At 70.5% G+C, this 25,425-nt stretch carries 22 protein-coding genes; 14 read left to right on the plus strand and 8 right to left on the minus strand.

Annotated features, from left to right (window positions below):
* Positions 1–411 precede the first annotated feature (411 nt).
* Both dnaE and BM430_RS33990 read left to right on the plus strand, forming a co-directional pair.
* Positions 412–3,948 carry a DNA polymerase III subunit alpha gene (gene dnaE, locus BM430_RS14845; protein WP_093568038.1) on the plus strand — a complete coding sequence of 1,179 codons (3,537 nt, stop codon included), beginning with the start codon at positions 412–414 and terminating at the stop codon, positions 3,946–3,948.
* A gap of 174 nt (positions 3,949–4,122) precedes the next feature.
* Positions 4,123–4,929: a hypothetical protein gene (locus tag BM430_RS33990; protein ID WP_143132037.1), complete on the plus strand. Its 807-nt coding sequence runs from the start codon at positions 4,123–4,125 to the stop codon at positions 4,927–4,929.
* Between the two features lie 252 nt (positions 4,930–5,181).
* Here the strand turns inward: BM430_RS33990 and BM430_RS14850 are convergent, their stop codons facing one another.
* From BM430_RS14850 to BM430_RS14860, 3 genes are all read right to left on the minus strand, one after another.
* Positions 5,182–6,339 (minus strand): winged helix-turn-helix domain-containing protein, encoded by a 1,158-nt coding sequence (locus BM430_RS14850; protein WP_093568039.1) that lies wholly within the window; start codon positions 6,337–6,339, stop codon positions 5,182–5,184.
* 4 nt (positions 6,340–6,343) lie between these two features.
* On the minus strand, positions 6,344–8,173 hold the full coding sequence (ilvD, locus tag BM430_RS14855) for a dihydroxy-acid dehydratase (protein WP_093568040.1): 1,830 nt from the start codon (positions 8,171–8,173) through the stop codon (positions 6,344–6,346).
* A 111-nt stretch (positions 8,174–8,284) separates the two neighbouring features.
* Positions 8,285–8,554 (minus strand): hypothetical protein, encoded by a 270-nt coding sequence (locus BM430_RS14860; RefSeq protein ID WP_093568041.1) that lies wholly within the window; start codon positions 8,552–8,554, stop codon positions 8,285–8,287.
* Between the two features lie 347 nt (positions 8,555–8,901).
* Here BM430_RS14860 and BM430_RS14865 point away from each other — a divergent pair, with 347 nt between their 5' ends.
* Positions 8,902–10,755: an ABC transporter ATP-binding protein gene (locus BM430_RS14865; protein ID WP_093568042.1), complete on the plus strand. Its 1,854-nt coding sequence runs from the start codon at positions 8,902–8,904 to the stop codon at positions 10,753–10,755.
* Here BM430_RS14865 and BM430_RS14870 read toward each other — a convergent pair.
* Both BM430_RS14870 and BM430_RS14875 read right to left on the minus strand, forming a co-directional pair.
* Positions 10,746–11,972: a DUF2254 domain-containing protein gene (locus tag BM430_RS14870; protein ID WP_093568043.1), complete on the minus strand. Its 1,227-nt coding sequence runs from the start codon at positions 11,970–11,972 to the stop codon at positions 10,746–10,748. The genes BM430_RS14865 and BM430_RS14870 overlap by 10 nt on opposite strands.
* Positions 11,973–12,052: 80 nt before the next feature.
* Positions 12,053–12,277: a hypothetical protein gene (locus BM430_RS14875; RefSeq protein WP_093568044.1), complete on the minus strand. Its 225-nt coding sequence runs from the start codon at positions 12,275–12,277 to the stop codon at positions 12,053–12,055.
* Between the two features lie 183 nt (positions 12,278–12,460).
* Between BM430_RS14875 and BM430_RS14880 the strand changes: the two genes are divergently transcribed.
* Positions 12,461–12,901 carry a phospholipase A2 family protein gene (locus BM430_RS14880; protein WP_093568045.1) on the plus strand — a complete coding sequence of 147 codons (441 nt, stop codon included), beginning with the start codon at positions 12,461–12,463 and terminating at the stop codon, positions 12,899–12,901.
* Positions 12,902–12,909: 8 nt separating this feature from the next.
* Here the strand turns inward: BM430_RS14880 and BM430_RS14885 are convergent, their stop codons facing one another.
* Positions 12,910–13,830, minus strand: coding sequence for an oxidoreductase (locus BM430_RS14885; RefSeq protein WP_093568046.1), 921 nt, complete (start codon positions 13,828–13,830; stop codon positions 12,910–12,912).
* A gap of 216 nt (positions 13,831–14,046) precedes the next feature.
* On the opposite strand from BM430_RS14885, the gene BM430_RS14890 reads away from it, so the two are divergent.
* The 3 genes from BM430_RS14890 to BM430_RS14900 all read left to right on the plus strand — a co-directional run bounded on the left by BM430_RS14890 (position 14,047) and on the right by BM430_RS14900 (position 16,434).
* Entirely contained in the window at positions 14,047–14,280 is a 234-nt protein-coding gene (locus tag BM430_RS14890) for a hypothetical protein (RefSeq protein WP_093568047.1), read from the plus strand.
* A 311-nt stretch (positions 14,281–14,591) separates the two neighbouring features.
* Positions 14,592–15,590 carry an aldo/keto reductase gene (locus BM430_RS14895; protein ID WP_093568048.1) on the plus strand — a complete coding sequence of 333 codons (999 nt, stop codon included), beginning with the start codon at positions 14,592–14,594 and terminating at the stop codon, positions 15,588–15,590.
* 7 nt (positions 15,591–15,597) lie between these two features.
* Complete coding sequence (locus BM430_RS14900; protein WP_093568049.1) at positions 15,598–16,434, plus strand: amidohydrolase family protein; 837 nt, start codon at positions 15,598–15,600, stop codon at positions 16,432–16,434.
* Positions 16,435–16,491: 57 nt separating this feature from the next.
* On the opposite strand, the gene BM430_RS14905 is transcribed toward BM430_RS14900, so the two are convergent.
* Positions 16,492–16,734 (minus strand): hypothetical protein, encoded by a 243-nt coding sequence (locus tag BM430_RS14905; RefSeq protein ID WP_093568050.1) that lies wholly within the window; start codon positions 16,732–16,734, stop codon positions 16,492–16,494.
* Positions 16,735–17,032: 298 nt separating this feature from the next.
* Between BM430_RS14905 and BM430_RS14910 the strand changes: the two genes are divergently transcribed.
* Together BM430_RS14910 and BM430_RS14915 are read left to right on the plus strand one after the other, a co-directional pair.
* Positions 17,033–17,341, plus strand: a complete 309-nt coding sequence (locus BM430_RS14910; protein WP_143132038.1) for a hypothetical protein — start codon at positions 17,033–17,035, stop codon at positions 17,339–17,341.
* Complete coding sequence (locus tag BM430_RS14915; protein ID WP_093568052.1) at positions 17,329–17,556, plus strand: type II toxin-antitoxin system HicA family toxin; 228 nt, start codon at positions 17,329–17,331, stop codon at positions 17,554–17,556. The genes BM430_RS14910 and BM430_RS14915 overlap by 13 nt, the downstream gene beginning before the upstream one ends.
* 84 nt (positions 17,557–17,640) lie before the next feature.
* Here the strand turns inward: BM430_RS14915 and BM430_RS14920 are convergent, their stop codons facing one another.
* Positions 17,641–18,498: an IclR family transcriptional regulator gene (locus tag BM430_RS14920; protein WP_093568053.1), complete on the minus strand. Its 858-nt coding sequence runs from the start codon at positions 18,496–18,498 to the stop codon at positions 17,641–17,643.
* A 163-nt stretch (positions 18,499–18,661) separates the two neighbouring features.
* On the opposite strand from BM430_RS14920, the gene BM430_RS14925 reads away from it, so the two are divergent.
* From BM430_RS14925 to BM430_RS14945, 5 genes are all read left to right on the plus strand, one after another.
* Positions 18,662–19,879, plus strand: a complete 1,218-nt coding sequence (locus BM430_RS14925; RefSeq protein ID WP_093568054.1) for an ABC transporter substrate-binding protein — start codon at positions 18,662–18,664, stop codon at positions 19,877–19,879.
* On the plus strand, positions 19,866–21,959 hold the full coding sequence (locus BM430_RS14930; RefSeq protein ID WP_093568055.1) for an acetate--CoA ligase family protein: 2,094 nt from the start codon (positions 19,866–19,868) through the stop codon (positions 21,957–21,959). The genes BM430_RS14925 and BM430_RS14930 overlap by 14 nt, the downstream gene beginning before the upstream one ends.
* Positions 21,960–22,194: 235 nt before the next feature.
* A complete protein-coding gene (locus BM430_RS14935) occupies positions 22,195–23,718 on the plus strand; it encodes an acetyl-CoA acetyltransferase (RefSeq protein WP_093568056.1) in 1,524 nt (507 codons plus the stop codon).
* Positions 23,718–24,491, plus strand: a complete 774-nt coding sequence (locus BM430_RS14940; RefSeq protein ID WP_093568057.1) for an enoyl-CoA hydratase-related protein — start codon at positions 23,718–23,720, stop codon at positions 24,489–24,491. The genes BM430_RS14935 and BM430_RS14940 overlap by 1 nt, the downstream gene beginning before the upstream one ends.
* 17 nt (positions 24,492–24,508) lie before the next feature.
* On the plus strand, positions 24,509–25,423 hold the full coding sequence (locus BM430_RS14945; protein ID WP_093568058.1) for an SDR family oxidoreductase: 915 nt from the start codon (positions 24,509–24,511) through the stop codon (positions 25,421–25,423).
* Positions 25,424–25,425: the final 2 nt, after the last annotated feature.

Here is a 25,425-nt window from a genome sequence, read left to right on the forward strand (position 1 = left end):
CGCGCCTGCGACATACCCCCGGGCCCCACCCCGGGGCGCCCCGCGTCCCGGTCTGTCAACCAACCGTTCACCACCGCGAGCGGATCCGGGCCGATCCCCCTTTGACATGGAACAAAACAAGAACAAACATCGGGCCGACGAAAGGGGACAGACCATGAACATACCCAAGATCCTCCTCGCTGTCACGGAGGTCGCCTCGATGGGCCTGCTCACCGGCGCGATCGTGATGTGGGCGGTGGCGTTGTCGCCGATGCACTGACGCAGCGCGTTGCCGCACGGCAACGGCAAGGGAGGTTCCATCGATTCCGCGGTGAATCCCCCGCGATTTTCGGCCCGGTGAGGCGCTCCGGGTCGTGACTCTCCGGGCTCGGGCGGGAATCCTTCCCCGCTTACGCGTCGGAGTGAGTCGCCTTGCAGATCCTGAAGCCCGTCGGCTACGTCCACCTGCACGTCCACTCCTCATACTCGCTGCTCGAGGGGGCGCTGAAGATCGGCGACCTCGTGAAGGCCGCCTGCGCCGACCGGCAGCCGGCGCTGGCGCTCACCGACACCAACAACCTGTTCGGCGCGCTCGAATTCTCCGAGAAGGCGGCCGGCTCAGGCCTCCAGCCGATCGCCGGGATGCAGCTGAGCGTCGCCTTCGAGGCGCCGGAGGCCGGCGCCAAGCTCAGCGCCGTCCACCCGCACATCGTGCTGCTCGCCAAGGACGAGACCGGCTACGGCCACCTGCTGCGCCTCGCGAGCCGGGCCTACTTCGACAACGAGATCGGCGAATCGCCCCGCGTCACCGCGCAGGCGCTGGCCGAATGCGCGGGCGGGCTCGTCGCGCTCACCGGCGGCATGGGCGGCCCGGTCGATACGGCCTTGCGCGCCGGCCGGACCGAGCTGGCGCTGGCCCGCCTCGAAGCCCTGAAGACCGCCTTCGGCGAGGACGGGCTCTACGTCGAGGTGCAGCGCCACGGTCTGCCCGACGAGCGCATGGTCGAGGGCGAACTGATCCGGCTGGCCGACCGGCACGGCCTGTCGCTGGTGGCGACGAACGAGCCCTATTTCGCCAAGCCCGAGGATTACGAGGCGCACGATGCGCTGCTCGCGGTGGCCGAAGGCCGCCTCGTTTCCGACGACAAGCGCCGGCGCCTGACCCCGCGCCACGCCTTCAAGACCCGGGCCGAGATGGCCGAGCTGTTTCGCGACCTGCCCGACGCGCTGCAGGCCACCGTCGAGATCGCGATGCGCTGCGCCTGCCGGGCGCGCACCCGGAAACCCATCCTGCCGAGCTTCGGCGCCCCCAGCCTCACCACCCCGGCGCAGGGCACGCCGGAGGGCGCGGCCCAGCAGGCGCTCGCTGCCGCGGCCACGACCGCGGTGGCGAAGGAGATCGCCCCCGACGAGGCGGCCGAGCTGCGCCGGCAGGCGGAAGAGGGCCTGACCGAGCGCCTGCGTCAGCACGGCCCGGCCGAGGGGCTGACCGAGAAGGACTATCGCGACCGGCTCGAATACGAGATCCGCGTCATCACCAACATGAAGTTCCCGGGCTACTTCCTGATCGTCTCGGACTTCATCAAGTGGGCCAAGGAGCACGACATCCCGGTCGGGCCGGGCCGCGGCTCGGGCGCCGGATCCCTCGTCGCGTGGTCGCTCCTCATCACCGACCTCGACCCGATCCGCTTCGGCCTCCTGTTTGAGCGCTTCCTCAACCCCGAGCGCGTCTCGATGCCGGATTTCGACATCGATTTCTGCGTCGAGGGCCGCGAGCGGGTGATCCGCTACGTGCAGGAGCGCTACGGCGAGGAGCAGGTCGGCCAGATCATCACCTTCGGCACCCTGCTCGCCCGCGGCGTGCTGCGCGACGTCGGCCGGGTCCTGGAGATGCCCTACGGCCAGGTCGACAAGCTGACGAAGCTGGTGCCGCAGAACCCGGCCAACCCCGTGACGCTCGCGCAGGCGATCGAGGGCGAGCCGAAGCTCCAGAGCGCGATCGAGGAGGAGCCGGTCGTCGCGCGGCTGATGAGCATCGCCAAGAAGCTCGAGGGCCTGCACCGCCACGCCTCGACCCACGCCGCCGGCGTGGTGATCGGCGACCGGCCGCTGGAAGAACTGGTGCCGCTCTACCGCGATCCGAAGACCGGGATGCGGGTGACCCAGTTCAACATGAAGTGGGTCGAGCAGGCCGGGCTGGTGAAGTTCGACTTCCTCGGCCTCAAGACCCTGACGGTGCTGCGCGCCGCGACCGACCTGCTGAAGCTGCGCGGCATCGAGGTCGATCTCCCCTCGCTGCCGATCGATGACGAACGCACCTACGAGCGCCTGCGCAAGGGCGAGACGGTCGGCGTGTTCCAGGTGGAATCGGCCGGCATGCGCAAGGCGCTGGTCGAGATGTGCGCCGACCGGTTCGAGGACATCATTGCCCTGGTGGCGCTCTACCGCCCGGGCCCGATGGCGAACATCCCGGTCTATTGCGAGCGCAAGCTCGGCCGCGACGCCGGCAACGAGAAGAACTGGTACCCGCACGAAAAGCTGGAGCCGATCCTCGCCGAGACCTTCGGCATCATCGTCTACCAGGAACAGGTGATGGAGGTGGCGAAGGTCCTCGCCGGCTACTCGCTCGGCGACGCCGACCTCCTGCGCCGCGCCATGGGCAAGAAGATCAAGGCGGAGATGGACGCCCAGCGCGACCGCTTCGTGAAGGGCGCGGTCGAGCGCGGCCTCGACAAGGCCAAGGCCAACGAGATCTTCGACCTGCTGGCGAAGTTCGCCGATTACGGCTTCAACAAGTCGCACGCCGCGGCCTACGCGCTGATCACCTACCAGACCGCCTACCTCAAGGCGAATTACCCGGTCGAGTTCATGGCCGCCTCGATGTCGCTCGACATCGACAACACCGACAAGCTCGCCGAACTGCGCCAGGACGCGCAGCGCCTCGGCACCAAGGTCGAGCCGCCGAATGTCAACCGCTCCGGCGTCACCTTCGAGGTGCATGACGGCGCGATCCGTTACGCGCTCGCCGCGATCAAGGGCGTCGGCCGCGCCGCCGTCGAGGCGATCGTGCAGGCCCGCGGCGACAGACCCTTCCGCGATCTCGGCGACTTCGCCCGGCGCCTCAACCCGAAGCTCGTCAACAAGCGCACGCTCGAAAACCTGGTGGCGGCCGGCGCCCTCGACGCGATCGAGCCCGACCGGGCCAAGGCCTTCGCCGCCGTCGAGCCGATGATGCGCCTCGCCCAAGGCGCCGCCGAGGCCGAGACCGTCGGCATGATGGACATGTTCGGCGGCGTCGCGGCGGCCGAGGTGTCCTTGCGCATCCCGCCCTACGAGCCCTGGCCGATGGCCGACCGGCTCAAGCGCGAATACGACGCCGTCGGCTTCTTCCTCTCCGGCCACCCGCTCGACGAGTACGGCGACCTGCTGCAAAAACTCCGGGTCCAGACCTGGGCCGAGTTCTGCCGCTCGGTCCGCGCCGGCAGCTCCACGGTCGGCCGGGTGGCGGCGAGCGTGCTCGACCGCGCCGAGCGCCGCACCAAGACCGGCAACAAGCTCGGCATCGTGACGCTCTCCGACCAGACCGGCCACTTCGAGGCGATCATCTTTTCCGAGGGGCTCTCGCATTACCGCGACCTGCTGGAGCCCGGCGCCGCCCTGGTGCTCCAGCTCCAGGCCAGCACCGAGGGCGAGGACGTGCGCGCCCGCATCCAGACCTGCGAACCCCTCGATCAGGCCGCCTCCCGCCACCAGAAGGGCATGCGGATCTACCTGCGCGACGAGCGGCCGATTTCGAGCGTGCAGCAGCGGTTGCAGGTGCGCGGGGAGGGGGAGGTGTCGCTGATCCTGATCCTCGATGGCGGGGAGCGGGAGGTGGAGGTGAAGCTGGGGGGGAAGTATCAGGCGACGCCGCAGATTGCGGGGGCGCTCCGGGCAGTGCCGGGGGTGGTGCAGGTGGAGGTGAGTTGAGGGCACCTTATGGTCACGTCAGCGTAAATTCCGAAGCGTGTGTTCAGAGCTCATCTGGCGAGTAATAATTTAATGAAAGCGCCAACTAATTTGGAGTTTAGGAATTTATAACAAATAATCTTTTAATTAATGTTTTATTTTCGTATCCATTTTGGCTCCAAAGTAATCTTGTGTATGAATACGATAGAGGATGATATGGTAGGTGTAGACGAGGCGTTCGAGATTCCTGCGAGGAGTTTTAGAAATGCGAATCGCCACATCAACACTATAGGCAGGATTATAAGAAATTTTTCAGAGAGCAAGCCTTATGAATATTTTATTGTCGAAGATGACGCGCCGGGTACTTTTGTTCACGCCGTTCGCCAAATCCGAGGTCCGGATGAAGATATTGGTGTGATAGCCTTCGATGCCATCAACAATCTTCGTTCAAGCTTAGATCACTCAATGTATGCAAGTGTTCGAGCGCTTCGTGCTCGCGAGCCGACGTACCCCAACGCAATAGAATTTCCATTTGGAAAAGATGAAAAAGATGCGAGGCGAAAGTTAAGAAGCAAAAGCGAAGTGCACCCAGAGGTATTTGAAGCAGCATTACGCTTCAAGCCTTACTCTGGTGGTGATAGGCTACTCCATGGATTGGATACGGTGAGGAATATAAAAAATCACAGGATAATTTTGGATTTCACTTTAGGAGTACAGAATTTGGCCGTTTCGAGCGCGCATTTCGTTGGAGATTCTAATAGCTCAACATTGTCCATTGAGCAGCCAAGGTGGAATGAAAGAGAAAAACGATTAGATCTTTTTAGATCAGGAAGTATAATTAAAGCGCCAAAAATAGATATTGGCGTGCGTGTTTTGTTTGATAATTTTTCTCCTTTTAATGGAGAAAGTCTTTATGATATTTTAATTTCTATGCTTGGCAAGGTGAGTGACGTGCTTTCAGATATTGAGGATGTTACAACACAGATAATATCTAGAAGGTAAAAATTTTGACTTTATAATTAAATAATTATATGAGCAGTCGTTATATTAATAAATATTATCAGTAACTCTATTGATCGGACTAATTAACATAGTTTTATATATTATATCAATGTACTGTATTCATACAATTCAACAAATTTGAGTCTGTTTACGAAATGAATGCCGTAATTATCGAATTAAATTGGCATCGGTAATTATTATTTACAAGATAAAGTGATTTGTAAAGCAGTTATTCTAGATTGACATTCCAGGTTATAAACCATCGTTCACAGTCTCCAATCTCAACCACCTCGCCAAAACCCCCAACTCCACCTCCAACGCCTCCAGCGCCCCCTCCACCACCCCCGGCTCCCAATGCACCGCATGCACTACGAGCCGCGACCCCGCCCGATCCGCCTTTAGATCCACCCGCCCCACCAGCTCCTCCCCGAACAGGAACGGCAGCACGTAATATCCGTACTGCCGCTGGGCCGCCGGGGTGTAGATCTCGATCCTGTAGCGGAAGCCGAACAGGCGCTCGGTGCGGGCGCGCTCCCAGACCAGGGGGTCGAAGGGGGCAAGGAGCGCCCGAGCCTTGATGCGGCGCGGGCATTGCGCGTCGCGATGGAGATAGGCGGAGGGCCAGCCGGGCACCTCCGCCGGGAGGAGGGTGCCCTCCTCGACGAGCCGCGCGATTGCCACCGCAGCATCGGACGCATCGAGGCGGAAATAGTCGCGCAGTTCCGCGGCCGTGGCGATCCCGAGCGCCCGGGCGGAGAGGTCCACCAACTGTCTTTGCGCCTCCGCCTCCGGCACGTCGGGCAGCGAAAGAACGTCCGGCGGGATCACCCGCTCGGTGAGGTCGTAGACCCGCTCGAAGCTGCGCCGCCGGGTCGCGGTGGTGACGTGGCCGGCGTAGAACAGCCATTCGAGCATGCGCTTGGGCTCGCTCCACTCCCACCAGCCGGCCCGGCCGGTCTGGATATCGGAGGCCGAGAGCGGGCCCTCGTCGCGCAGGCGCGCGAGCAGCGTCATCGCCTCCGCCCGGCGCTCGCCGGCGAAGACCCGCATGCCGGTATAGCCGGCTTGCCCCCGGTCGGCCCGTTCCATGCGCCAGCGCAGCAGCGGGTGGAGCGCCAGCGGCAGCAGCGAGCATTCATGCGCCCAGTACTCGAACAGCCGCCGGTCGCGCCTGGGGCCCCAGGCCCGGCGATCGAGGAGGGTCGTGTCGTAGGCGCCGAGCCGCGAGAAGGCCGGCAGGTAATGCGCCCGCACCAGAACATTGACGCTGTCGATCTGGTGCAGGCCGAGCCGGTCGATCGTGCCGGCGAGGTGCCGGTGCCCGACTGTGGCCGGCCGTGCGGCATGAAACCCTTGCGCCGCCAGGGCGACCCGGCGGGCTTCTTGAGGCGTCAGCCGCACGACCGTCACGGGCTCAGATCTTCCGCACGGCCCCGTGGGCGGCGCTGGTGGTCATGCTGGCGAAGGCCCGGAGCGCGGCGCTCACCTTGCGCTTCCGCGGGGTGGCGGGCTGCCAGCCCTTAGGCGTTTGCGCCGCGCGCCGGCGCTCGATCTCGGCGGCATCGACCGCGAGGTGGATGCGCCGGTTCGGGATGTCGATCTCGATCCGGTCGCCCTGCTCGACGAGGCCGATGAGGCCGCCCTCGGCGGCTTCCGGCGAGACGTGGCCGATCGAGAGCCCCGAGGAGCCGCCCGAGAAGCGCCCGTCGGTGACCAGCGCACAGACTTTGCCGAGGCCCTTCGACTTCAGGTAGCTCGTCGGATAGAGCATCTCCTGCATGCCGGGGCCGCCGCGGGGGCCCTCGTAGCGGATCAGCACCACCTCGCCGGCCTTCACCTTGCCGCCCAGGATGCCGTCCACCGCCGCGTCCTGGCTCTCGAAGACGTGGGCCGGGCCGGAGAAAGCTAGGATGCTGGCATCCACCCCGGCCGTCTTCACGATGCAGCCGTCCTCGGCGAGGTTGCCGTAGAGGACCGCGAGGCCGCCATCCTGCGAGTAGGCGTGGGCGGCGTCGCGCACCACGCCCGCCTCGCGGTCGAGGTCGAGCTCGTCGAAGCGCGAAGCCTGGCTGAACGCGACCTGGGTCGGCACGCCGCCGGGCGCCGCGCGGTAGAACTCGCGCACGCTCTCGCTGCCGGTCTGGCGCACGTCCCAGCGCGCCAGCGCGTCCTTCAGCGTGCCGGCGGCGACGTTGCCGACGCTCGTGTCGATGAGGCCGGCCCGGTCGAGCTCGCCGAGGATCGCCATGATGCCGCCGGCGCGGTGCACGTCCTCCATGTGGACGTTGGCCACCGCCGGCGCGACCTTGCACAAAACCGGCACCCGGCGCGACAGCCGGTCGATGTCGGCCATGGTGAAGGGCACCTCGCCCTCGTAGGCGGCGGCGAGGAGATGCAGCACCGTGTTGGTCGAGCCGCCCATGGCGATGTCGAGGGTCATGGCGTTCTCGAACGCCGTCATCGAGGCGATCGCGCGGGGCAGCACCGAGGCGTCGTCCTGCTCGTAGTGCCGCCGGGCGAGGTCGACGATGAGGTGGCCGGCCTCGACGAAGAGGCGCTTGCGGTCGGCATGCGTCGCCAGCGCCGAGCCGTTGCCGGGGAGCGAGAGGCCGAGCGCCTCGGTGAGGCAGTTCATCGAGTTCGCCGTGAACATGCCCGAGCACGAGCCGCAGGTCGGGCAGGCCGAGCGCTCGATGACCTGCACGTCCTCGTCGGTGACGCGGTCGTCGGCGGCGGCGATCATCGCGTCGACGAGGTCGACTTTCTTGATCCCGGTCGAGAGGTGGACCTTGCCGGCCTCCATCGGCCCGCCGGAGACGAAGACCACCGGGATGTTGAGGCGGAGCGCCGCCATCAGCATGCCGGGGGTGATCTTGTCGCAGTTCGAGATGCACACCATGGCGTCGGCGCAATGCGCGTTGACCATGTACTCGACCGAATCGGCGATCAGGTCGCGGGACGGCAGCGAGTAGAGCATACCGTCATGGCCCATCGCGATGCCGTCATCGACCGCGATGGTGTTGAACTCCTTGGCGACGCCGCCCGCCGCCTCGATCTCCCGCGCGACGAGCTGGCCGAGGTCCTTCAGGTGGACGTGGCCGGGCACGAATTGCGTGAACGAGTTCACCACCGCGATGATCGGCTTGCCGAAATCGGCGTCCTTCATGCCGGTGGCGCGCCACAGGCCGCGGGCGCCGGCCATGTTGCGGCCATGGGTGGTGGTGCGGGAGCGATAGGCGGGCATTGGAACTCTTCTTGAGAGAGGCGCCACGGCGTCATGCCGCCGCGACCCCGCCCGCCGCAAGTCCCATCCTGCGAGGAAGTCCCCTGATGCAGGACTGGTCTGCTCCGGCCGCTACTTCGAGCAGCCGATGCAGATGCCCTTCATGATCTGGTCCTCGCGCTTCTCCTCCTGCCGGTTGCGCGGGGTGACGGTGCCGGTCTCGTCCGGCCCGAGGCTGCCGGGCTTCGGCACGGTCTGGCCGACGGCGCTGGTGTTGGGCGCCCGGATCGTCGAGGCCGGCCCGCCGCCGGTGCCGGTCTCGCTCACGGAGGATTGGGCGAGGGCCGGGAGAGGGGCGAGGAGCGCGAGGGCGAGGAGGGGGGTGAGGAGGCGGGTGGCCATGGTCGGATCCCTTTCGGGGCAGTGAAGCTCTGTCGGGGAGTCGACGCGGTGCGAACGGCGAAGTTCCCGGGGAACGGGCTCGCGCTTCGCGGAAGGGCATCCCTTTCATGACCAGGGCTGGAGGCGCGTGCGAGAACCCTCCCCCCTCTGCGGGGGAGGGTGGCCTGCGGAGCAGGCCGGGAGAGGGGACGACGCTTCCGGAGAGGTCGCGCGTATGATGACGGGCGCCCACTGGATCGGCGTCGCGCTCCCCTCTCCCGGCTCACTCCGTTCGCCACCCTCCCCCGCAGAGGGGGGAGGGTTGACGTCGGCGCAGCCGGATAGCCTCGCGAGCCTATATCTCCCCCATGGACATCCCCGCCGACAGCCGCCTGACCGCCTGGCGCCGCGCCGCCGTGACCCGGCTCGGGCCTCTGCGCCATCTCCCCGCCCTGTTCCGCCTCGCCTTCGCGACCGATCCGCGGCTCACCCTCGCGAGCCTCACCTTGCGCCTCCTGCGTGCCGGGCTGCCCGCCCTGATGCTCTACGTGGCGAAGCTCGTGGTCGATGCGGTGGTGGCGGGGCGCGCGGGTCCGCCGCCGGCGGAGGGCTGGCTCGCCAATCCGCGGCTGCACCATGTCGGGCTCCTCGTCGGGATCGAGCTCGGGCTCGCTCTCGTCTCGGACCTGCTGGGCCGCGCGACCTCCTACGTCGACGGGGTGCTGGCGGAAAAGGTCGGCAACGCCACGACCCTGCGCCTGATGGCGCATGCCGCCGCCCTCGACCTCGAGCAGTTCGAGGACAGCGCGGTGCAGGACCAGCTCGAGCGGGCCCGGCGCCAGGTCGCCTGGCGCTCGAACCTGATCGGGCAGCTGCTCGGTCAAGCGCAGGACCTCGTCACGGCGATCACCCTGGCGGTGGCGGTCGGCACGATGCTGCCGGGGCTGGTGCTGCTCCTGGTGCTGGCCCTGATCCCGGCCTTCCTCAACGAGCTGCACTTCAACGCCCGCGGCTATCGGCTGGCCTGGCGCCGCAGCCCGGACCGGCGCGAGACCCATTACCTGCGCTACCTCGGCGCCGACGCGCACAGCGCCAAGGAGGTGAAGCTGTTCGGCCTGGCCTCCCACCTCTCGGACCGCTTTCGCGAACTCGCCGGACGGCTGCTGGCCGAGAACCGGGAGCTCGCCCGGCACCGGGCGCTCGCCGGTGGCGCCTTCGCGAGCCTCGGCACGCTCGCCTATTACGCCGCCTACCTCGTCATCGCCGGGGAGGCGCTCGCCGGCACGCTCACCGTCGGCGACCTCACCTTCCTGGGCGGCGCATTCCTGCGCCTGCGCGGCCTCGTCGAGGGGCTGCTGCTCGGCGCCTCGCAGCTCCTCGGCCAGGCGCAGTATCTCGACGACCTGTTCTCGTTCTTCACCATCGCGCCGACCATCCGCTCCGGGACGCGGGCGGTGCCGGAGCGCCTGCACCAGGGCTTCGTGTTCGAGGATGTCGGCTACCGCTATCCGGGCGAGAGCCGCTGGGCCGTGCGCCACTTGTCCCTGCACATCCGGGCCGGCGAGGTGGTGGCGCTGGTGGGCGAGAACGGCGCCGGCAAGACCACGATCGTCAAGCTGCTCGCCCGCCTCTACGCGCCGACGGAAGGGCGCATCCTGCTCGACGGCCGCGACCTCGCCGAATACGACATCGACTCGTTGCGCGCCCGCATCGGCGTGATCTTCCAGGACTTCATGCGGTTCGACTTCACGGCCGGCGACAACATCGCGGTCGGGCGCATCGAGGCGCGGGCCGACCGGGACGGGATCGCGGCGGCAGCGAGGCGGGCGCTCGCCGACGCGGTGATCGAGCGGCTGCCGGGCGCGTACGACCAGCGCCTCGGCCGGCGCTTCGAGGACGGGGTCGAATTGTCGGGCGGCGAGTGGCAGAAGGTGGCGATCGCCCGGGCCTACCGGCGCGACGCCGCGATGCTGGTCCTCGACGAGCCGACGGCGGCCCTCGATGCGGGAGCGGAGGCCGAGGTCTTCCGCCGCTTCGGCGACCTCGCGGCGGGTCGCACCGCGCTCCTGATCTCGCACCGCTTCTCCACCGTCCGCCGGGCCGACCGGATCGTGGTCCTCGCCGGCGGGCGGGTGCTGGAGGAAGGCACGCATGCGGCGCTGGTGGCGCGGGGCGGGCGCTACGCCGAGCTGTTCGAATTGCAGGCGGCCGGCTACCGCTGAGCCGTCTCGTAATCGGCGAGGTCGGCCGGATCGGTGATCGCCGCGCGGGCGGCCCGGTCCAGCCGCCCGGCGATCCGGGCGACCGACGGTGCCGCGTAGGGCCGGGCGTCGGCTAAGGCCTGCAGCGTCTTGGCGAGCCGGATCGTCACCTCGATCTCGGCCGTGCCCTCGCGGATCAGCGGCCGGAAGGCGTCGGTCAGCATGTCGTCGAGCATCGGCCGGGGCACGTGGACCGGCGGCCGCTCGGCCAGCTCCTCGCCCTCCGGATCGTCCGGCGGCAGGTGCAGGAGGACGCGCAGGAGCGCGTTCAGCACCTCGATGGCGGTGCCGGGATCGTTGGTGGCCGGTGCCAGCGCCCGGCTCGCGATCTCCGAGAGCGCGATCAGGCCGAGGCGCGGATCCTGGTCGAAGCGCCGGTGCCGCTCGATCGCGAAGGCGTGCGCGAGCGTCTTGCCCTCCTCTCCGAGGTCGCCCTCGACGTGCAGCAGGGGCCGGGTCGGGTGGACGAGGGTGCCCGGCAGGGCCGCGACGTGCAGAACGAGGCCCCGCCGCGCCGCGGCCGCCCCGAGGGAGGCCACGTCGATATGGGTGACGTAGCCGGTCTCGTCGGCGAAGACCGGCCTCGCGCCCGCGGGCACCGGGATCGCCGGCCGGCCGCCGAGGCGCGGATCGGCGGAAAAGGCCCGCATCGCCTCGGCGGCGGCCTCCTCGACGCGGTCGATCACGTCGCCCATGCGCCCGAAGCCGGTGATGTGGCCGATCCAGCGCAGGAGCGTGACCACCACCACCGCGACGACCAGCACCGTGCCGCCGAACAGGACGACGCGCCCGCTGTCGCCGTAGAGGCTCGATTGCAGCCCGATGATGCCGACCACCGAGAACACGAAGGCGCCCAGGAAGGTCGAGAGCGCGTTCTGCGAGGTCGGGTCGCCGATAAGGAGCTGCGTCGCCCGCGGCGTCGCGAGCTGGGTCGCCGAGCCGTAGGCGCTGACCATCGCGGTGAGCGAGAAGGTCGTCACCGCCAGCATGCTCGAGGCCATGATCTGGAGGATCGTCCCGACCGCGTCCTGCCCGAGCCGGCCGTGCACGTCCCCCGGCAGGAACGGCCCGACGAGGGCGGCGACGACCGCGAGGGCAACGCCGAACAGGCTGATCAGCGCCGCCCGGAACCAGACCTGCCGGACGACCCGCTTCCCCACCCACGCCCAGCGGCCCATCTGCCCATGCCCCTCCGCGGATCCCGGCGGGTGAAACTAGGGTGGGTTTGCCGCGAGGGCAGGAGCCGCGCGGGCAGTCCTCAATGGTCCGGTCCCTGGGGCGGGCCCTCGTCGTCCAGCCCGGCCCGGTCGCGGTCGAGCTGGCGCATCAGCTCGGCGAGGCGCGGGTCGAGACCCTCGTCGAGGACGGGCTCGTAGAGGGCCTGAAGGTAGCGGCCGAGCCGCTCCCGGCTCGCCGCGTCGAGGGTCGGGCCGCCGTCCGACGGCTCGCGGGACCCGGACGTATCGGATTCGGATGCGATCATCGGCCCTACATTTGGCAGGCGGAGGCCGGAGGCAAGCCTCCCTCGACTCAAACAAAGCCTGCCATGGTCCAGGCTGTCCGCGCCCGATGCCAGTCGTCGGGCGGAAAGCGGGACGGTTGGACGCAAGACGGAACTCGACTTTTGCGCTAAGGTTGGCGGGGGGCAACCGGAGAGATCAGATCGATGCGCTTCGCCGTTCCGCTCGTCGTCGCCTGCGGCCTCGCCGCGCCCGCCCTCGTCGCACCTGTCCTCGTCGCACCTGCCTTGGCGCAGTCCGGCCGTCCGCCGGCCCTCCTCATCCACGGCAATTACTGCGGCCCGGGCAACAACGCGCCCCTGCCGCCGATCGACGCCCTCGACGCGGCCTGTGCCCGGCACGACGCCTGCACGCCCCGCGGCGGCATGGCCACGCCAGCCTGCAACGCCCGCCTGAAGCGCGAGGCCGAGCTGATCTCCCGCGATCCGCACCAGCCCCGGGACCTGCGTGACGCGGCGGGCTTCGTCGCCTTCGCGGCCGGCATGATGCCCTCGCGCCCGCAGGTCGCGACGGGACCGACGGTCGTGGCGCCCTCCATCGCGCCGGTCTTCCCGGCCCCGTCGATCGACGAGGACGACGACGAGTAGGCGGCGCGTCAGAGCGGATAGGTCACGCCGGTCAGCGTCTCGGACAGGGCCCAGAGCCGCGCCGCCGCCGCGGGATCGGCGGCATGGGGCGCGATCCGCGCCGGGCCGACCTGGCCGCGGATCTCCCACACGCCGTCCGGGCCGTAATAGCGCCCGCCCTCCGCCTCGGGCGCCGCGGCGGCGTAGAGCAGCGGCAGGGCGCCGCGCGCCGCGGATTGTCCGACGAGCCCGAGGAGACCCGCCCCGATGCGCTCGGCGAGCCGCCCGGCCCGGTCGCCCCGCCGGGCAATGGCCGTCGCCGCGATCCCCGGATGGGCCGCGATCGACCGGACCGGGGAGCCGGCCGCGCGCAGGCGTCGGTCGAGCGCGAGGGAGAACATCAGCATCGCCAGCTTGGTCTGCCGGTAGGCGCTCTGCGGGCCGTAAGTACGGCGCAGATGCGGATCGTCGAAGGCGATGTGCCCTGAGCGGTGGGCGATGCTCGCCACCGCCACGACCCGCGTCCCTGCTTGCGGCCGCAAGATCGGCAGCAGCAGCCCGGTCAGGGCGAAGTGGCCGAGGTAGTTGGTGGCGAGCTGGCGCTCGAACCCGTCCTCGGTCTCCTCGCGCCGCGGCACCGCGGCGATGCCGGCATTGAGCAGCAGGATGTCGATCGGCCGCCCCTCGGCCGCCCACGCCGACGCGAAGGCCCGCACCGAGGCGAGGCGCGCGATATCGAGGGCGCGGCTCTCGATCCGGGCCGCCGGGTGCACCCGGCGGATCGCCGCTTCCGTCGCCCCGGCCTTCGCGAGGTCGCGGGCGGCGATCACGATCTCGGCCCCGGCCCCGGCGAGCGCCAGGGCCGCCTCGTAGCCGATGCCGCTCGTCGCCCCGGTGACGATGGCGCGACGCCCGGCCTGGGGCGGGATCAGGGCGGGGGTCCAGGGCATCGGCGCGCTCCTTGACGTCTCGGGAGAGTTCCGAGATGGGCGCGCGCGTCCCCGTGAGAAGAGGGCAGGGGGTGAGAAGGCAGGGACCGGGCGCGGATCGAAACCGGCCGCGCGCACGTTTCTTGCGTGCGTGCCGTTGCATCCCGGCCCCGACCGATGCTGCACGCTTGGCTTGTATATCGGCCATCGATAAACTGGAGGACGTGAGGGACCCGAATGATCGGACGGCTGATCTCCACCTTGCGTCCGCACAGGCTGCCCGACGACCGCGAGACGGCGCCGGAGGAGACGGTCCTGGCCGCTCCACCCGAGGAGGTCGCGCGGTTCGCGCCGATGGTGCCGCTCACGCCGCCGGCAGCGGTCAACGACGATCCCGAGGGGGCTCTGTGCGACGCGGTCGAGGCGGCGTTGCGGATGGCGGGGTATCTGCCGGAGGCGTCGGGGGAGTGATACCGTCTCCGTTTGATCCGTTCCGAAGCAAGTAGAGCGCGGAATCCCCTCTCCCACACCTTACCGCGCTACCGGGCAAGGATCTCTGGCAAGCCCGGCATCGCCTGGAGAGGGGAGACGCGCTCAATCTTATCTGACCGGATCAAGCGGAAATCGGATGACCGGTGTGCCGCTCGATCTGGCCCATCCGTCGACATCTCCCCCACGGCATCCCGGCTTTCGCCTTCGCAGCCCCAGGATGGGGTAGAGGATGAGAACGGTCGGCCTCCATCGCGCGACCGTAGCCGCTGCCCCGATCCCCGAGGACCCCCATGCACCCCGCTACCCCCCGCATCCACGCCCGCACCGGCCTCACTGTCACCGCCCTCGGGCTCGGCTGCGCGCAGATGGGCGGCCTCTACCGGCCGACGAGCCTCGAAGAGGCCGCCGGCGCGTTCCGGGCGGCCTGGGACCGGGGCATCCGCTACTACGACACCGCGCCGTTCTACGGCTTCACCCGCTCGGAGCGCCGCCTCGGCACGTTCCTGACGGAGGAGCCCCGCAGCGACTACGTCGTCAGCACCAAGGTCGGCCGCGTGATGGTGCCGGATCCGACCGTCGGCGCGATGGAGGAGGGCTACGCCGATCCGCTGCCGTTCCGCCCGACCTTCGATTACAGCCACGACGGCATCCTGCGCTCCTTCGAGGCGAGCCGGCAGCGCCTCGGCATTCTCGCGCCCGACATCCTCTACGTCCACGACATCGGCCGCGTGACCCACGGCGAGCGCCACGCTCAGACCTGGGAGCAGCTGACGACCGGCGGCGGCTTCCGGGCCCTGATGCGGCTGCGCGAGGAGGGCGCCGTGCGGGGGATCGGGCTCGGCGTCAACGAGTGGGAGATCGTCGCGGAGGCGATTCAAGTGGCCGATCTCGACCTGTGCATGCTGGCCGGCCGCTACACCCTCCTCGAACAGGACAGCCTGCCGCTGATGGACGAATGCGCCCGCCGCGGCGTCGGGATCGTGGTCGCCGGCGCGTTCAATTCGGGGCTCCTCGCCGGCAAGGCCAAGTTCAACTACGCCGACGCGCCGCCTGCCCTCGTGGCGAGGACGCAGGCCCTGCGCGCGGCGTGCGAGGAGGAGGGCGTGCGGCTGGAGGCGGCGGCTTTGCAATTCCCCCTGCTGCACCCGGCCGCACTCACCCTCGTCACCGGGGCCCGCAACGCCGCGCAGGTCGAGGCCAACGCCGCCTGGTTCGCGGAGCCGGTCCCGGACGGGTTCTGGGCCCGGCTGAAGGCCCGCGGCCTCGTCCATGACGCCGCCCCGGTTTGAGGCCGTGATGACCGAGACCGCCCCGCGCATCGACGCCCACCACCACCTCTGGCGCCTCGCCGACCGGGCCGGCCAATGGCCGCCGCCGGCCCTCGCGGCGATTCACCGCGACTTCACCCTCGACGACCTGGCGCCGCTCCTCGCCGCGGCCGGTATCGACGGCACGGTGCTGGTCCAGACCCTGGAGGACGAGGCCGAGACCGCCGCGATGCTGGCGCTCGCCGCGCGCGCTCCCGTCATCCGCGGCGTCGTCGGCTGGACCGACCTGACAGCGCCGGACGCGCCGGAGAAAATCGCGCGGCTCGCCCGCGACCCGCACCTGAAGGGCCTGCGCCCGATGCTCCAGGACCATCCCGACGACGCCTGGATCGCCGACCCGGCGCTTGCGCCCGCCATCGACGCGATGGTGGCGCACGGCCTCGCCTTCGACGCCCTGGTCCGCCCGCGCCAGCTCGGGTCCCTCCTGACCTTCGCCCTGCGCCACCCCGACCTGCGCATCGTCGTCGACCACGGCGCGAAGCCGGAGATCGGGGCGGGCGGCACGCCCGGGTGGCGGGAGGCCATGGCTGCGCTCGCCGCCCGGCCGAACGTGTGGTGCAAGCTCTCCGGCCTCCTGACCGAGGCGGGGGAGGGCGGCACGGAGGCCGTGCGCCCCTACGCCGAGGCGATCCTGGACCTGTTCGGGCCCGCCCGGGTGCTGTGGGGCAGCGACTGGCCCGTCCTGAACCTCGCGGGCGCCTACGGCGACTGGCTCGACGCGTGCCGGGCCCTGGTGCCTCCGGCCCATCACGATGCGGTGTTCGGGGGCAACGCGGTCTCGTTCTACCGGCTCGGTCGCGCGTGAGGGCTGCGGAGGTGTCTCACCACGAGCGAGCGGCTGGGGCCTGACCAGGCGCGGCTTTCACCGGCCGCCGCCCGCGCGCCCCGCCTCGATCGCGGCGGCGAGCTCGGCCTCCGGCATGTCCCGCCAGTCCTCGGCCAGGGACAGCCGCACCGACTGCGCGCCGCCCGACGGCGTGCAGACCACGGCCCGGCGCCCCTCGCCGGCGAGCTTGTCTTTCGCCGCATCCGGCAGGTCGGCGAGGGCCTCGATGCAGGTCCAGGCGGTGCCGTCCGGGGTGGTCACGTCGCGCTGTTCGCTCATGGTGTCGGGGTTGCTCCTGTCGGGTGAGAGGGACGTGGCAGTCGCCATGACGCCTGACGGGCAACCTCGAACCTGACCGGGGGTTTCGGAACTGCGGTTCGCGGCGGCGTCGCCCCATCGTCCTCCCCGCACGGAGGTGCGGCACGCCCGCCGCAGCCCGGGCTTCTCCATCCGTGGCGATCCCGGAGTGACCCTGTCCCGGAGTGACACTCGGCCCGGTTCGTCAACGGCATCGGTTGTCAGCGCGCGTCCGAGGCTCGTACACACCCCTATGAGCATGAATTCCAGGGATGCAGCCGTGACTGACCGGCGCCTGCTCTGCTTCGCCAAGGGCCGCCCCGGCCGGTGGGAGGCCATCTGCGTCGATCTCGATATCGCCGTTCAGGGTGAGACCCAGCAGGAGGTCCTCACCCTCATGCAGACATCCATCGCGAGTTATCTCGAAGCGGTGAATGCCGAAGAGCCTGCCGTGCGTGCCCGGCTCCTGCGCCGCCGCGCGCCCTGGCATGTCCGTGCGGGTCTGGTCATCGGCTTCCTCTGGCACGCTCTCACGCGCCGCGACCGGGGCGATTACAGGGCGAGCTACGAGCTTCCTTGCCCCGCCTGACCTGCACGTTCGCGGAGGTCATCGCGATCCTGGAAGCGAATGGCTTCATCCTGACGCGCCATGACGGAACGAGCCACAGGCAGTACCGGGCCGTGATCGGCGGGAAAGTCCACCTCGTGACGATCGCCGGAAAGCCGTCCGACGATGTTGCGATCGGGACGTTGCAATCGATCATCCGGCAGTCCGGGTTGTCGAAGATGCTGTTCCGCAAGTAGCGGGTCCGTGCGGGCGAAATCCCGCCCGGAGCTGCCGGAGCAGGGCTGCCCGTCCGTCGCGGCCCCTCCGAGATGGGGGAGGCCTCACCGCCCCCCACCCCGCCGCACCGCCCCCTCCGCCACCCCGAACATCGCCGGCTGCGCCGCCTCGACCAGCCCGCGCAACGCCACGCCCAGAGCCTCCAGCCGCTCCTCCGTCAACTGCCCCTGGAACAGGTGGGCCGCCACGACGAGGCGCGGGCGCCCGGAGCGGTCGCACAGGGCGGCGGCGGCGGAGGTGACCCCGCGGATGAGGTGGCCGAGATCGACGGCGTAGCCGTTGGCCGAGGCCTCCTCGATCTCCGCCAGGAAGGTCTCGAACGCCACCGGGACGTGCCAGCGGATCGCCCCGAACCGGGCCCGCAGGGTGGCGCGCGGCAACTGGCCGGCACTCTGCCCGGCCGCCGCCACCGCGCGGCCGATCGCGCCGGCATAGGCCGGGATGCGGGTGGCGAGGCGGAACTCGATGTGGATGCCGCTCGCCGGCACGATCCGCCCGAGGAGCAGCGCCTTGTCGTCGGGCGCCACCTGCCAGACGGTCGCCGTCGCCTCGAACTCCGTCGCGACCTGTTGCAGGCGCGGCTGGAGCAGCTCCACGTCCGAGCGGTTGAGGAGCGGGCGCGCCACCTCCAAGAGGCCGAGGCCGAGGCGGTAGGTCTTGGTGTCCGGCACCAGCGCGACGAAGCCCTCGTGCACCAGGGTGCGCAGGATGTTGAGCGTGGTCGAGGGGCTGACCCCGGCGGCCCGCGCGATCGCCGTGACGCCCAGCGCCTCGCGCGCGCCCGCGACCGCCCGCAGGATCGCCGCGGCCTGCGCCACCGCCCCGACCTCGCGGCCGACCTCCATCACGCTCACCCGCTCGCCGGCCGCCTCGCCCCGCTCGTTCGCACCGCTGCCCTGCACCCCCGACCCCCTTGCCGTGTCTGGCGTTTACGGTACAGAATAGCGTTCAGCGGACGGAATGAAAACGATGATCCGCGCGCGGCCCGCGAAGACCGGGCACGCACATCATGGGAGGACCAGGATGGCACGGACCCGACGGGCCCGGACGGCGCCCGGTGCCGGCATGCGCCGCGCCGGCGCGACGCTGAGGGCGCTCTGCGCCGCGACCGCGCTTCTCAGCCCTCTCGCCTCCGCGGCCCGCGCCGAGGGCGACGTGCTGCGGATCGGCATCATCACCGACATGAGCGGCCAGTACAGCGAGGGCAACGGCGAGGGCTCGGTCGCCGCCGCCCAGATCGCCGTCGAGGATTTCGGCCCGACGGTTCTGGGCAAGCGGATCGAGATCATCTCGGCCGACCACCAGAACAAGCCCGACATCGCCTCCACCATCGTGCGCAACTGGATCGACACGAAGGGCGTCGACGTGGTGGCGGAGGGGGTGAATTCCGCGGTCGCCCTCGCGGTCCAGGCGGTGACCCGCGAACGCAACAAGATCTTCCTGATCTCGGGTGCCGGCTCCTCGGACCTCACCGGCAAGTCGTGCTCGCCGACCAGCGTGCAATGGACCTACGACACCTACGCCTCGTCGAACGCCACCGCCAAGGCGCTGGTCGCCCGCGGCGCCAAGTCCTGGTATTTCCTCACCGCCGACTACGCCTTCGGCCACGCGCTCGAGCGCGACGCGACCCGGGCGGTCGAGGCGGCAGGCGGCAAGGTGGTCGGCAAGGTCCGCCACCCGTTCAACAATCCCGACTTCTCGTCCTTCCTGCTCCAGGCGCAATCCTCGCCCGCGCAGGTGGTCGCGCTCGCCAATGCGGGCAGCGATTTCGCCAACGCGATCAAGCAGGCGCATGAATTCGGCCTGTCCCAGTCCGACAAGATCATGGCGGCGCTCCAGGTGACGCTGACCGATTCCGCCTCGCTGGGCCTCGAGGTAGTGCAGGGCGCGCTGTTCACCGACAGCTTCTACTGGGACCGCACGCCGGAGACCCGGGCCTATGCCGAGCGGTTCTACGCCCGCCGCAAGGCGATGCCGACCGCCTACCAGGCCGGGGTGACCTCGGCGCTCACCCATTACCTGAAGGCGGTGCAGGCCGCCGGCACCACCGACTCCGCCACCGTGATGGCGAAGATGCGCGCCACACCCGTCAACGACTTCTTCGCGCAAGGCGGCAAGGTCCGGGTCGACGGCCGCATGGTCCACGACATGTACCTGATGCGCTTCAAGAAGCCGTCCCAGTCGAAGGGCAAGTGGGACCTCTACGAGCTCGTCGCCACGGTGCCGGGCGACGAGGCGTTCCGGCCGCTCAGCGAAGGCGGATGCCCGTATGTCCAGAACTGACGCCGATCTGGCTCCTCTCGTCCGCCCCGGCGCGGTCGCGATCATCGGCGCCTCCGCCGACCCGACCCGCATCGGCGGCCGGCCGATCGCCTACATGCTGCGCGCGGGTTTTCAGGGCGCGATCCTGCCGGTGAACCCGAACCGGGCCGAGGTGCAGGGCCTGCCCTGCTACCCCTCGGTGGCGGCCCTGCCGCTTGTGCCCGACGTCGCGGTGGTGGCGGTGCCGGGCGCGGCGGCGCTCCAAGCGGTGGAGGAACTGGGCGCCCGCGGCACGCGCTTTGCCGTGATGTTCACGGCGGGCTACGCCGAGGTCGGGGAGGTGGGGGCGCAAGCGGCCCTCGTCGCTGCGGCGCGGCGGCACGGGATGCGGCTTCTCGGTCCCAACTGCCTCGGCCTGTTCAACGCGGCGTCCGGCTTCTACCCGATCTTCACCGCCTCGCTCGAGGGCGGGTTGCCGCTGCCGGGACGGATCGGCATCGCCAGCCAGTCGGGGGCCTACGGCACCCACCTCTTCGCCGCCTGCCGGGCGCGGGGCATCGGCACCGGGATGCTGATCACCACCGGCAACGAGGCCGACCTCGCGGTCGCCGACGCGATCGGCTGGATGACCCGGGACGACGACCTCGACGTCATCATGGCCTATGTCGAGGGGGTGCAGGACGGGCCGGCCTTCGCCGGGGCCCTGGCGGCGGCCCGGCGGGCAAAGAAGCCCGTGATCCTGATGAAGGTCGGGCGCAGCGCGGTCGGCAGCGCGGCGGCGCAGTCGCACACCGCCTCGATCGCCGGCAACGACGCGATTTTTTCCGCGGTGCTCGCCGAGCACGGCGCGATTCGGGCCCGCTCGACGGAGGAACTGATCGACATCGCCTACGCGGCGACGCGGCGGATCTACCCGGTGCCCAATACCCTCGGGGTCATCACCATCTCGGGCGGCGCCGGCGTGCTGATCTCGGATGCCGCCGAGGCCGCCGGCCTGCCGATGCCGCCGATGCCCGAGGACGCGCAAGCGCGCCTCAAGGCGATCCTGCCGATCGCCTCGCCCCTCAACCCGGTCGATTGCACCGCCCAGGCCTTCAACGACCTGTCGCTGATCGGCCGCTTCACCGAATCGATGATCGCCGACGGCGGCTATTCCTCGATCCTCGCCTTCTTCACCCAGATCGGCGGCGCCCCCAGCATGGCGCCGGCGATCCGCACCCAGCTCAACGCCGTCAAGGCGCGCCACCCCGACCGGCTCTACGCCCTGTCGGTCCTCGCCCCCGAGGAGCGCAACCGGGAATACGAGGCCGACGGCTACCTGCTCTACGAGGACCCGGCCCGGGCGGTGGTCGCCCTCGACGCGATGGGCCGCCTCGGCACGAGCTTTTCGGAGTCGGAGCCGGCCGTACCGCCGGTGGGCGAGCCCGTCCGGCTGCCCGAGGCGACGCCGAGCGAGGCCGAGGCCAAGCGCCTGCTCGCCGCCTACGGAATCGCCACGGTGCCGGAGGCGGTGTGCGCCGATGCCGAGGCGGCGGTGGCGGCGGCGGAGTCGTTCGGCTTCCCGGTCGTGATGAAGATCCTGTCGCCGGACATCCTGCACAAGACCGAGATCGGCGGCGTGCTCCTCGACGTCGCCGATGCCGAGGCGGTCCGGCGCGGCCACGCCACGCTTCTCGCGCGCGGGGCCCGGCACGCCCCTGCGGCCCGGATCGAGGGCGTGCTGGTGGCGCGCCAGATCAAGGGCGCGGTCGAGTGCATCATGGGCATCCAGCGCGACCCGGTCTTCGGCCCGGTGGCGATGGTCGGCCTCGGCGGGGTCTTCGTCGAGGTGATGCGCGACGTGGTCTTCCGCCGCTGCCCCTTCGGCGAGGACGTCGCCGAGGCGATGATCCGCTCGATCAAGGCCGCACCCCTGCTCACCGGTGCCCGCGGCCGGCCGCCTTGCGACATCGCGGCGCTCGCCCGGATGCTGTCGCGCCTCTCGGTCTTCGCGGCGGCAGCCGGGCCGCGGCTCGCCTCCATCGACCTCAACCCGGTCTTCGCCCTGCCGGAGGGGGCTTTTGCGGCGGACGCGGTGATCGAAGTGGGGGAGGCGGGGTAATGGGGCTGGCGGGCTTGAGCTGGAGCGCGCCCCCGACCCCTCCCCCCTCTGCGGAGGAGGGTGCCCGGCGGATGCCGGGCGGGAGAGGGGAACCACGCTTCCGGAGAGGTCGCGACCGACGTGAAGGACGCCATGTCCTTCAGCGTCGCGCTGCCCCTCTCCCGGCCTGCTCCGCAGGCCACCCTCCCCCGCAGAGGGGAGAGGGGGTAGGCGGCGGTGCCTCCGCAGGTGCGCCATGACCGACCCCACCCGCATCCCCGTCATCGTCGGCGTCGGCGAGGTCGCCGACCGGCCCGACGCCCCCGGCCGCCACCCGATCGGCCCCGAGCCCGCCGCCCTGATGGCCGAGGCCCTGGCCCGCGCCGACGCGGATGCCGGCGGCGGCTGGCTCTCCCGCGTCGCCTCCCTCGACGTCGTCAACGCGGTCTCCTGGCCCTATGCCGACCTGCCCGCCCGCGTCGCCGAATTGATCGGCCACCGCCCGGCCCGCCTCGCCTACGGCCCGGTCGGCGGCGAGACGCCGGTGCGCTTCCTGCACGAGGCGGCGCGGCGCATCGCCTGCGGCGAGGCCGAGGTCGCGGCCCTGTGCAGCGGCGAGGCGGAGCACAGCGCGGGCGCCGCGCGCCGGGCCGGCCTGAAGCCCGAACGGGACGCCGCCCCGCCCTGGACCGCGCCGGATCCCGCCTGGACCAACCCGCGGGCGCGCGACTATCTCCATCCCCAGGCCCTGCGCCACGGCCTGTCGCAGCCGGTGGTCGTCTATCCCCTCTACGAGACCGCGCTCCAGGCCGCCTGGGGCCAGACCCCGCGCCAGGGCCGCGACGAATCGGCGTCTCTCGGCGCCGCGATGTCCCGCGTCGCGGCGGAGAACCCGTCCGGGTGGCTGCGCCGCCCGTTCACGGCCGACGAGATCGCGACCCCGTCCGCCGCCAACCGGCCGATCGCCTGGCCCTATCCGAAGCTGATGGTGGCGAACCCCGTGGTGAACCAGGCCGCCGCCCTGATCGTCACGAGCCTGGCGCTGGCCCGCGCCGCCGGCCTCCCCGAGCACCGCCTGGTCCCGATCGGCCCCGGAACCTCTGCGAGCGAGCCGCGGGACTGGCTGTCGCGCGACCGCTTCGACCACGCGCCGGCGCAGGACGCGGTGCTGGCCGAGACCCTGCGCCGGGCCGGCCTCACCCCCGCCGACCTCGCGGCGATCGAGCTCTACAGCTGCTTTCCCTGCGTGCCCAAGATGGCACGCCGCAGCCTCGGTCTGCCGGCGGAGACCGTGCCGACCGTGGCGGGCGGGCTGACCTTCTTCGGCGCGCCGCTCAACGGCTACATGGCGCACGCCGCCTGCGCGATGGTCCGCCGCCTGCGTGACGCGCCGGGGGCGTCGGGGCTGCTCTACGGCCAGGGCGAGTTCGTGACCAAGCACCACGCCCTGGTGCTCGGCGGTCCTCCCCGCGCGCCCGACGAGGCGCCGGTCTCGGTCCAGGATGAGGCGGATCGCCGCCGCGGGCCCGTGCCGCCGGTCCTCGAAGCGGCGACGGGCCGCGCCATCGTCGAGACCCACACCGTGCTGTTCGACCGCGCGGGCGCGCCCGATCGCGGCGTCGTGGTGCTGCGCCAGGGCGAAGCGCGGCTGCTGGCCCGGGTGCCCGCGGCCGACCGCGCGAGCCTGGCCCTACTGACCGACCTCGAAAGCTCTCCCGTCGGGCGCGAGGGCACCCTGCGCACGGCCCCCGACGGGCTCCTCGAATGGGAGGCGGCGTGATGGCGGATCCGGTCCTCGTCGAGCGCGACGGCGATCACGTCGCGGTCGTGACGCTGAACCGGCCGGCGGCCCGCAACGCCGTCGACCCGGGCCTCGCCCGTGCCCTCGCGCGGGCGGTGGCCGAGACCGAGGCCGACGACGCGGTCCGCGCCGTGGTGCTCGCTGGGTCAGGCCCCGTCTTCTGCGCCGGGGCCGACCTGAAGGTCGTCGCCGCGGGCGGCGCCGACGATCTCTGGACGGAGACAGGCGGGTTCGCCGGCTTCGTCCACGCGGCGCGGGCCAAGCCCTGGATCGCCGCCGTGGACGGGCCTGCGCTTGCCGGCGGCTGCGAGATCGCGCTCGCCTGCGAGCTGATCGTCGCCGGGGAGGGGGCGAGCTTCGGCCTGCCGGAGGTGACCCGCGGCCTCGTCGCGGCGGCGGGCGGCCTCTACCGGCTGCCGCGGGCCCTGCCGCGGGCGGTCGCCCTCGAACTGATCCTGACCGGCGGGCGGCTGGAGGCGGCCCGCGCCCACGCGCTCGGCCTCGTCAACCGGCTGGCGGCGCCGGGCGCGGCCCGGGACGAGGCGGTGGCGCTGGCGCACACGATCGCCGGCAACGCCCCGCTCGCCGTGCGCGAGAGCCTCGCCGTCGCGCGGCTGGCGCCCGACACCGACGAGGCGGGATTGCGCGCCGCGAGCGCCGCCGCCCGCGCCCGGGTCCAGGCCTCCGAGGATTATCGCGAGGGCCCGCGGGCCTTCGTCGAGAAGCGCCCGCCGCGTTGGACGGGGCGGTGAAGCAAGGGAGAAACCCCATGGGCATGCTGGACGGCAAGGTCGCGCTCGTCACCGGGGCCGGCGGCGGCATCGGGCGGGAGATCGCGCTCGCCATGGCGCTCGCCGGCGCCAAGGTGGTGGTCAACGACGTCGGCGCCAGCTTGAGCGGCCTCGGTGAGACCTCGGCGACGCCGGGCGAGCAGACCCGAGCCATCATCGAGCAGCGCGGCGGGCAAGCCGTGGTCAACACCGACACGGTGGCCGAGTGGGACGCCGCGCAACGCATCGTCGCCACGGCGCTGGACGCCTTCGGGCGCCTCGACATCGTGGTCAACAATGCCGGCATCCTGCGCGACCAGATCTTCCACAAGATGACCCCCGAGGAGTGGCTGTCGGTCATCAACGTCCACCTCAACGGCAGCTTCTTCGTCTCCCGCGCCGCCGCCGAGATTTTCCGGCGCCAGAACGGGGGTGCTTACGTCCACATGACCTCGACCTCGGGGCTGATCGGCAATATCGGACAGGCGAATTACTCCGCGGCCAAGCTCGGCGTCGCCGCCCTGTCGAAGTCGATCGCCCTCGACATGGGCCGGTTCGGCGTGCGCTCGAACTGCATCGCGCCCTTCGCCTGGAGCCGGATGACGAGCTCGATCCCCGCCGAGACCCCGGAGCAGAAGGCCCGCGTCGCCAAGCTCCAGGCGATGGGGCCGGAGAAGAACGCGCCGCTCGCGGTCTTCCTCGCCTCCGATGAGGCGAACCACGTCACCGGCCAGATCTTCGCCGCCCGCCACAACGAGTTGTTCGTCTTCAACCATCCCCGCCCGGTGCGCGGCGTGCACCGCTCTGAGGGCTGGACGCCGGAGACCATCGCCGAGCACGGCATGCCGGCGCTGTCGGGCCACCTCGCCCCCCTCGACCGCAGCCCCGACGTGTTTTCCTGGGACCCGGTGTGACC

This window comes from Methylobacterium sp. 174MFSha1.1 (genome assembly GCF_900116815.1).
In the GTDB taxonomy this organism is placed as follows: domain Bacteria; phylum Pseudomonadota; class Alphaproteobacteria; order Rhizobiales; family Beijerinckiaceae; genus Methylobacterium.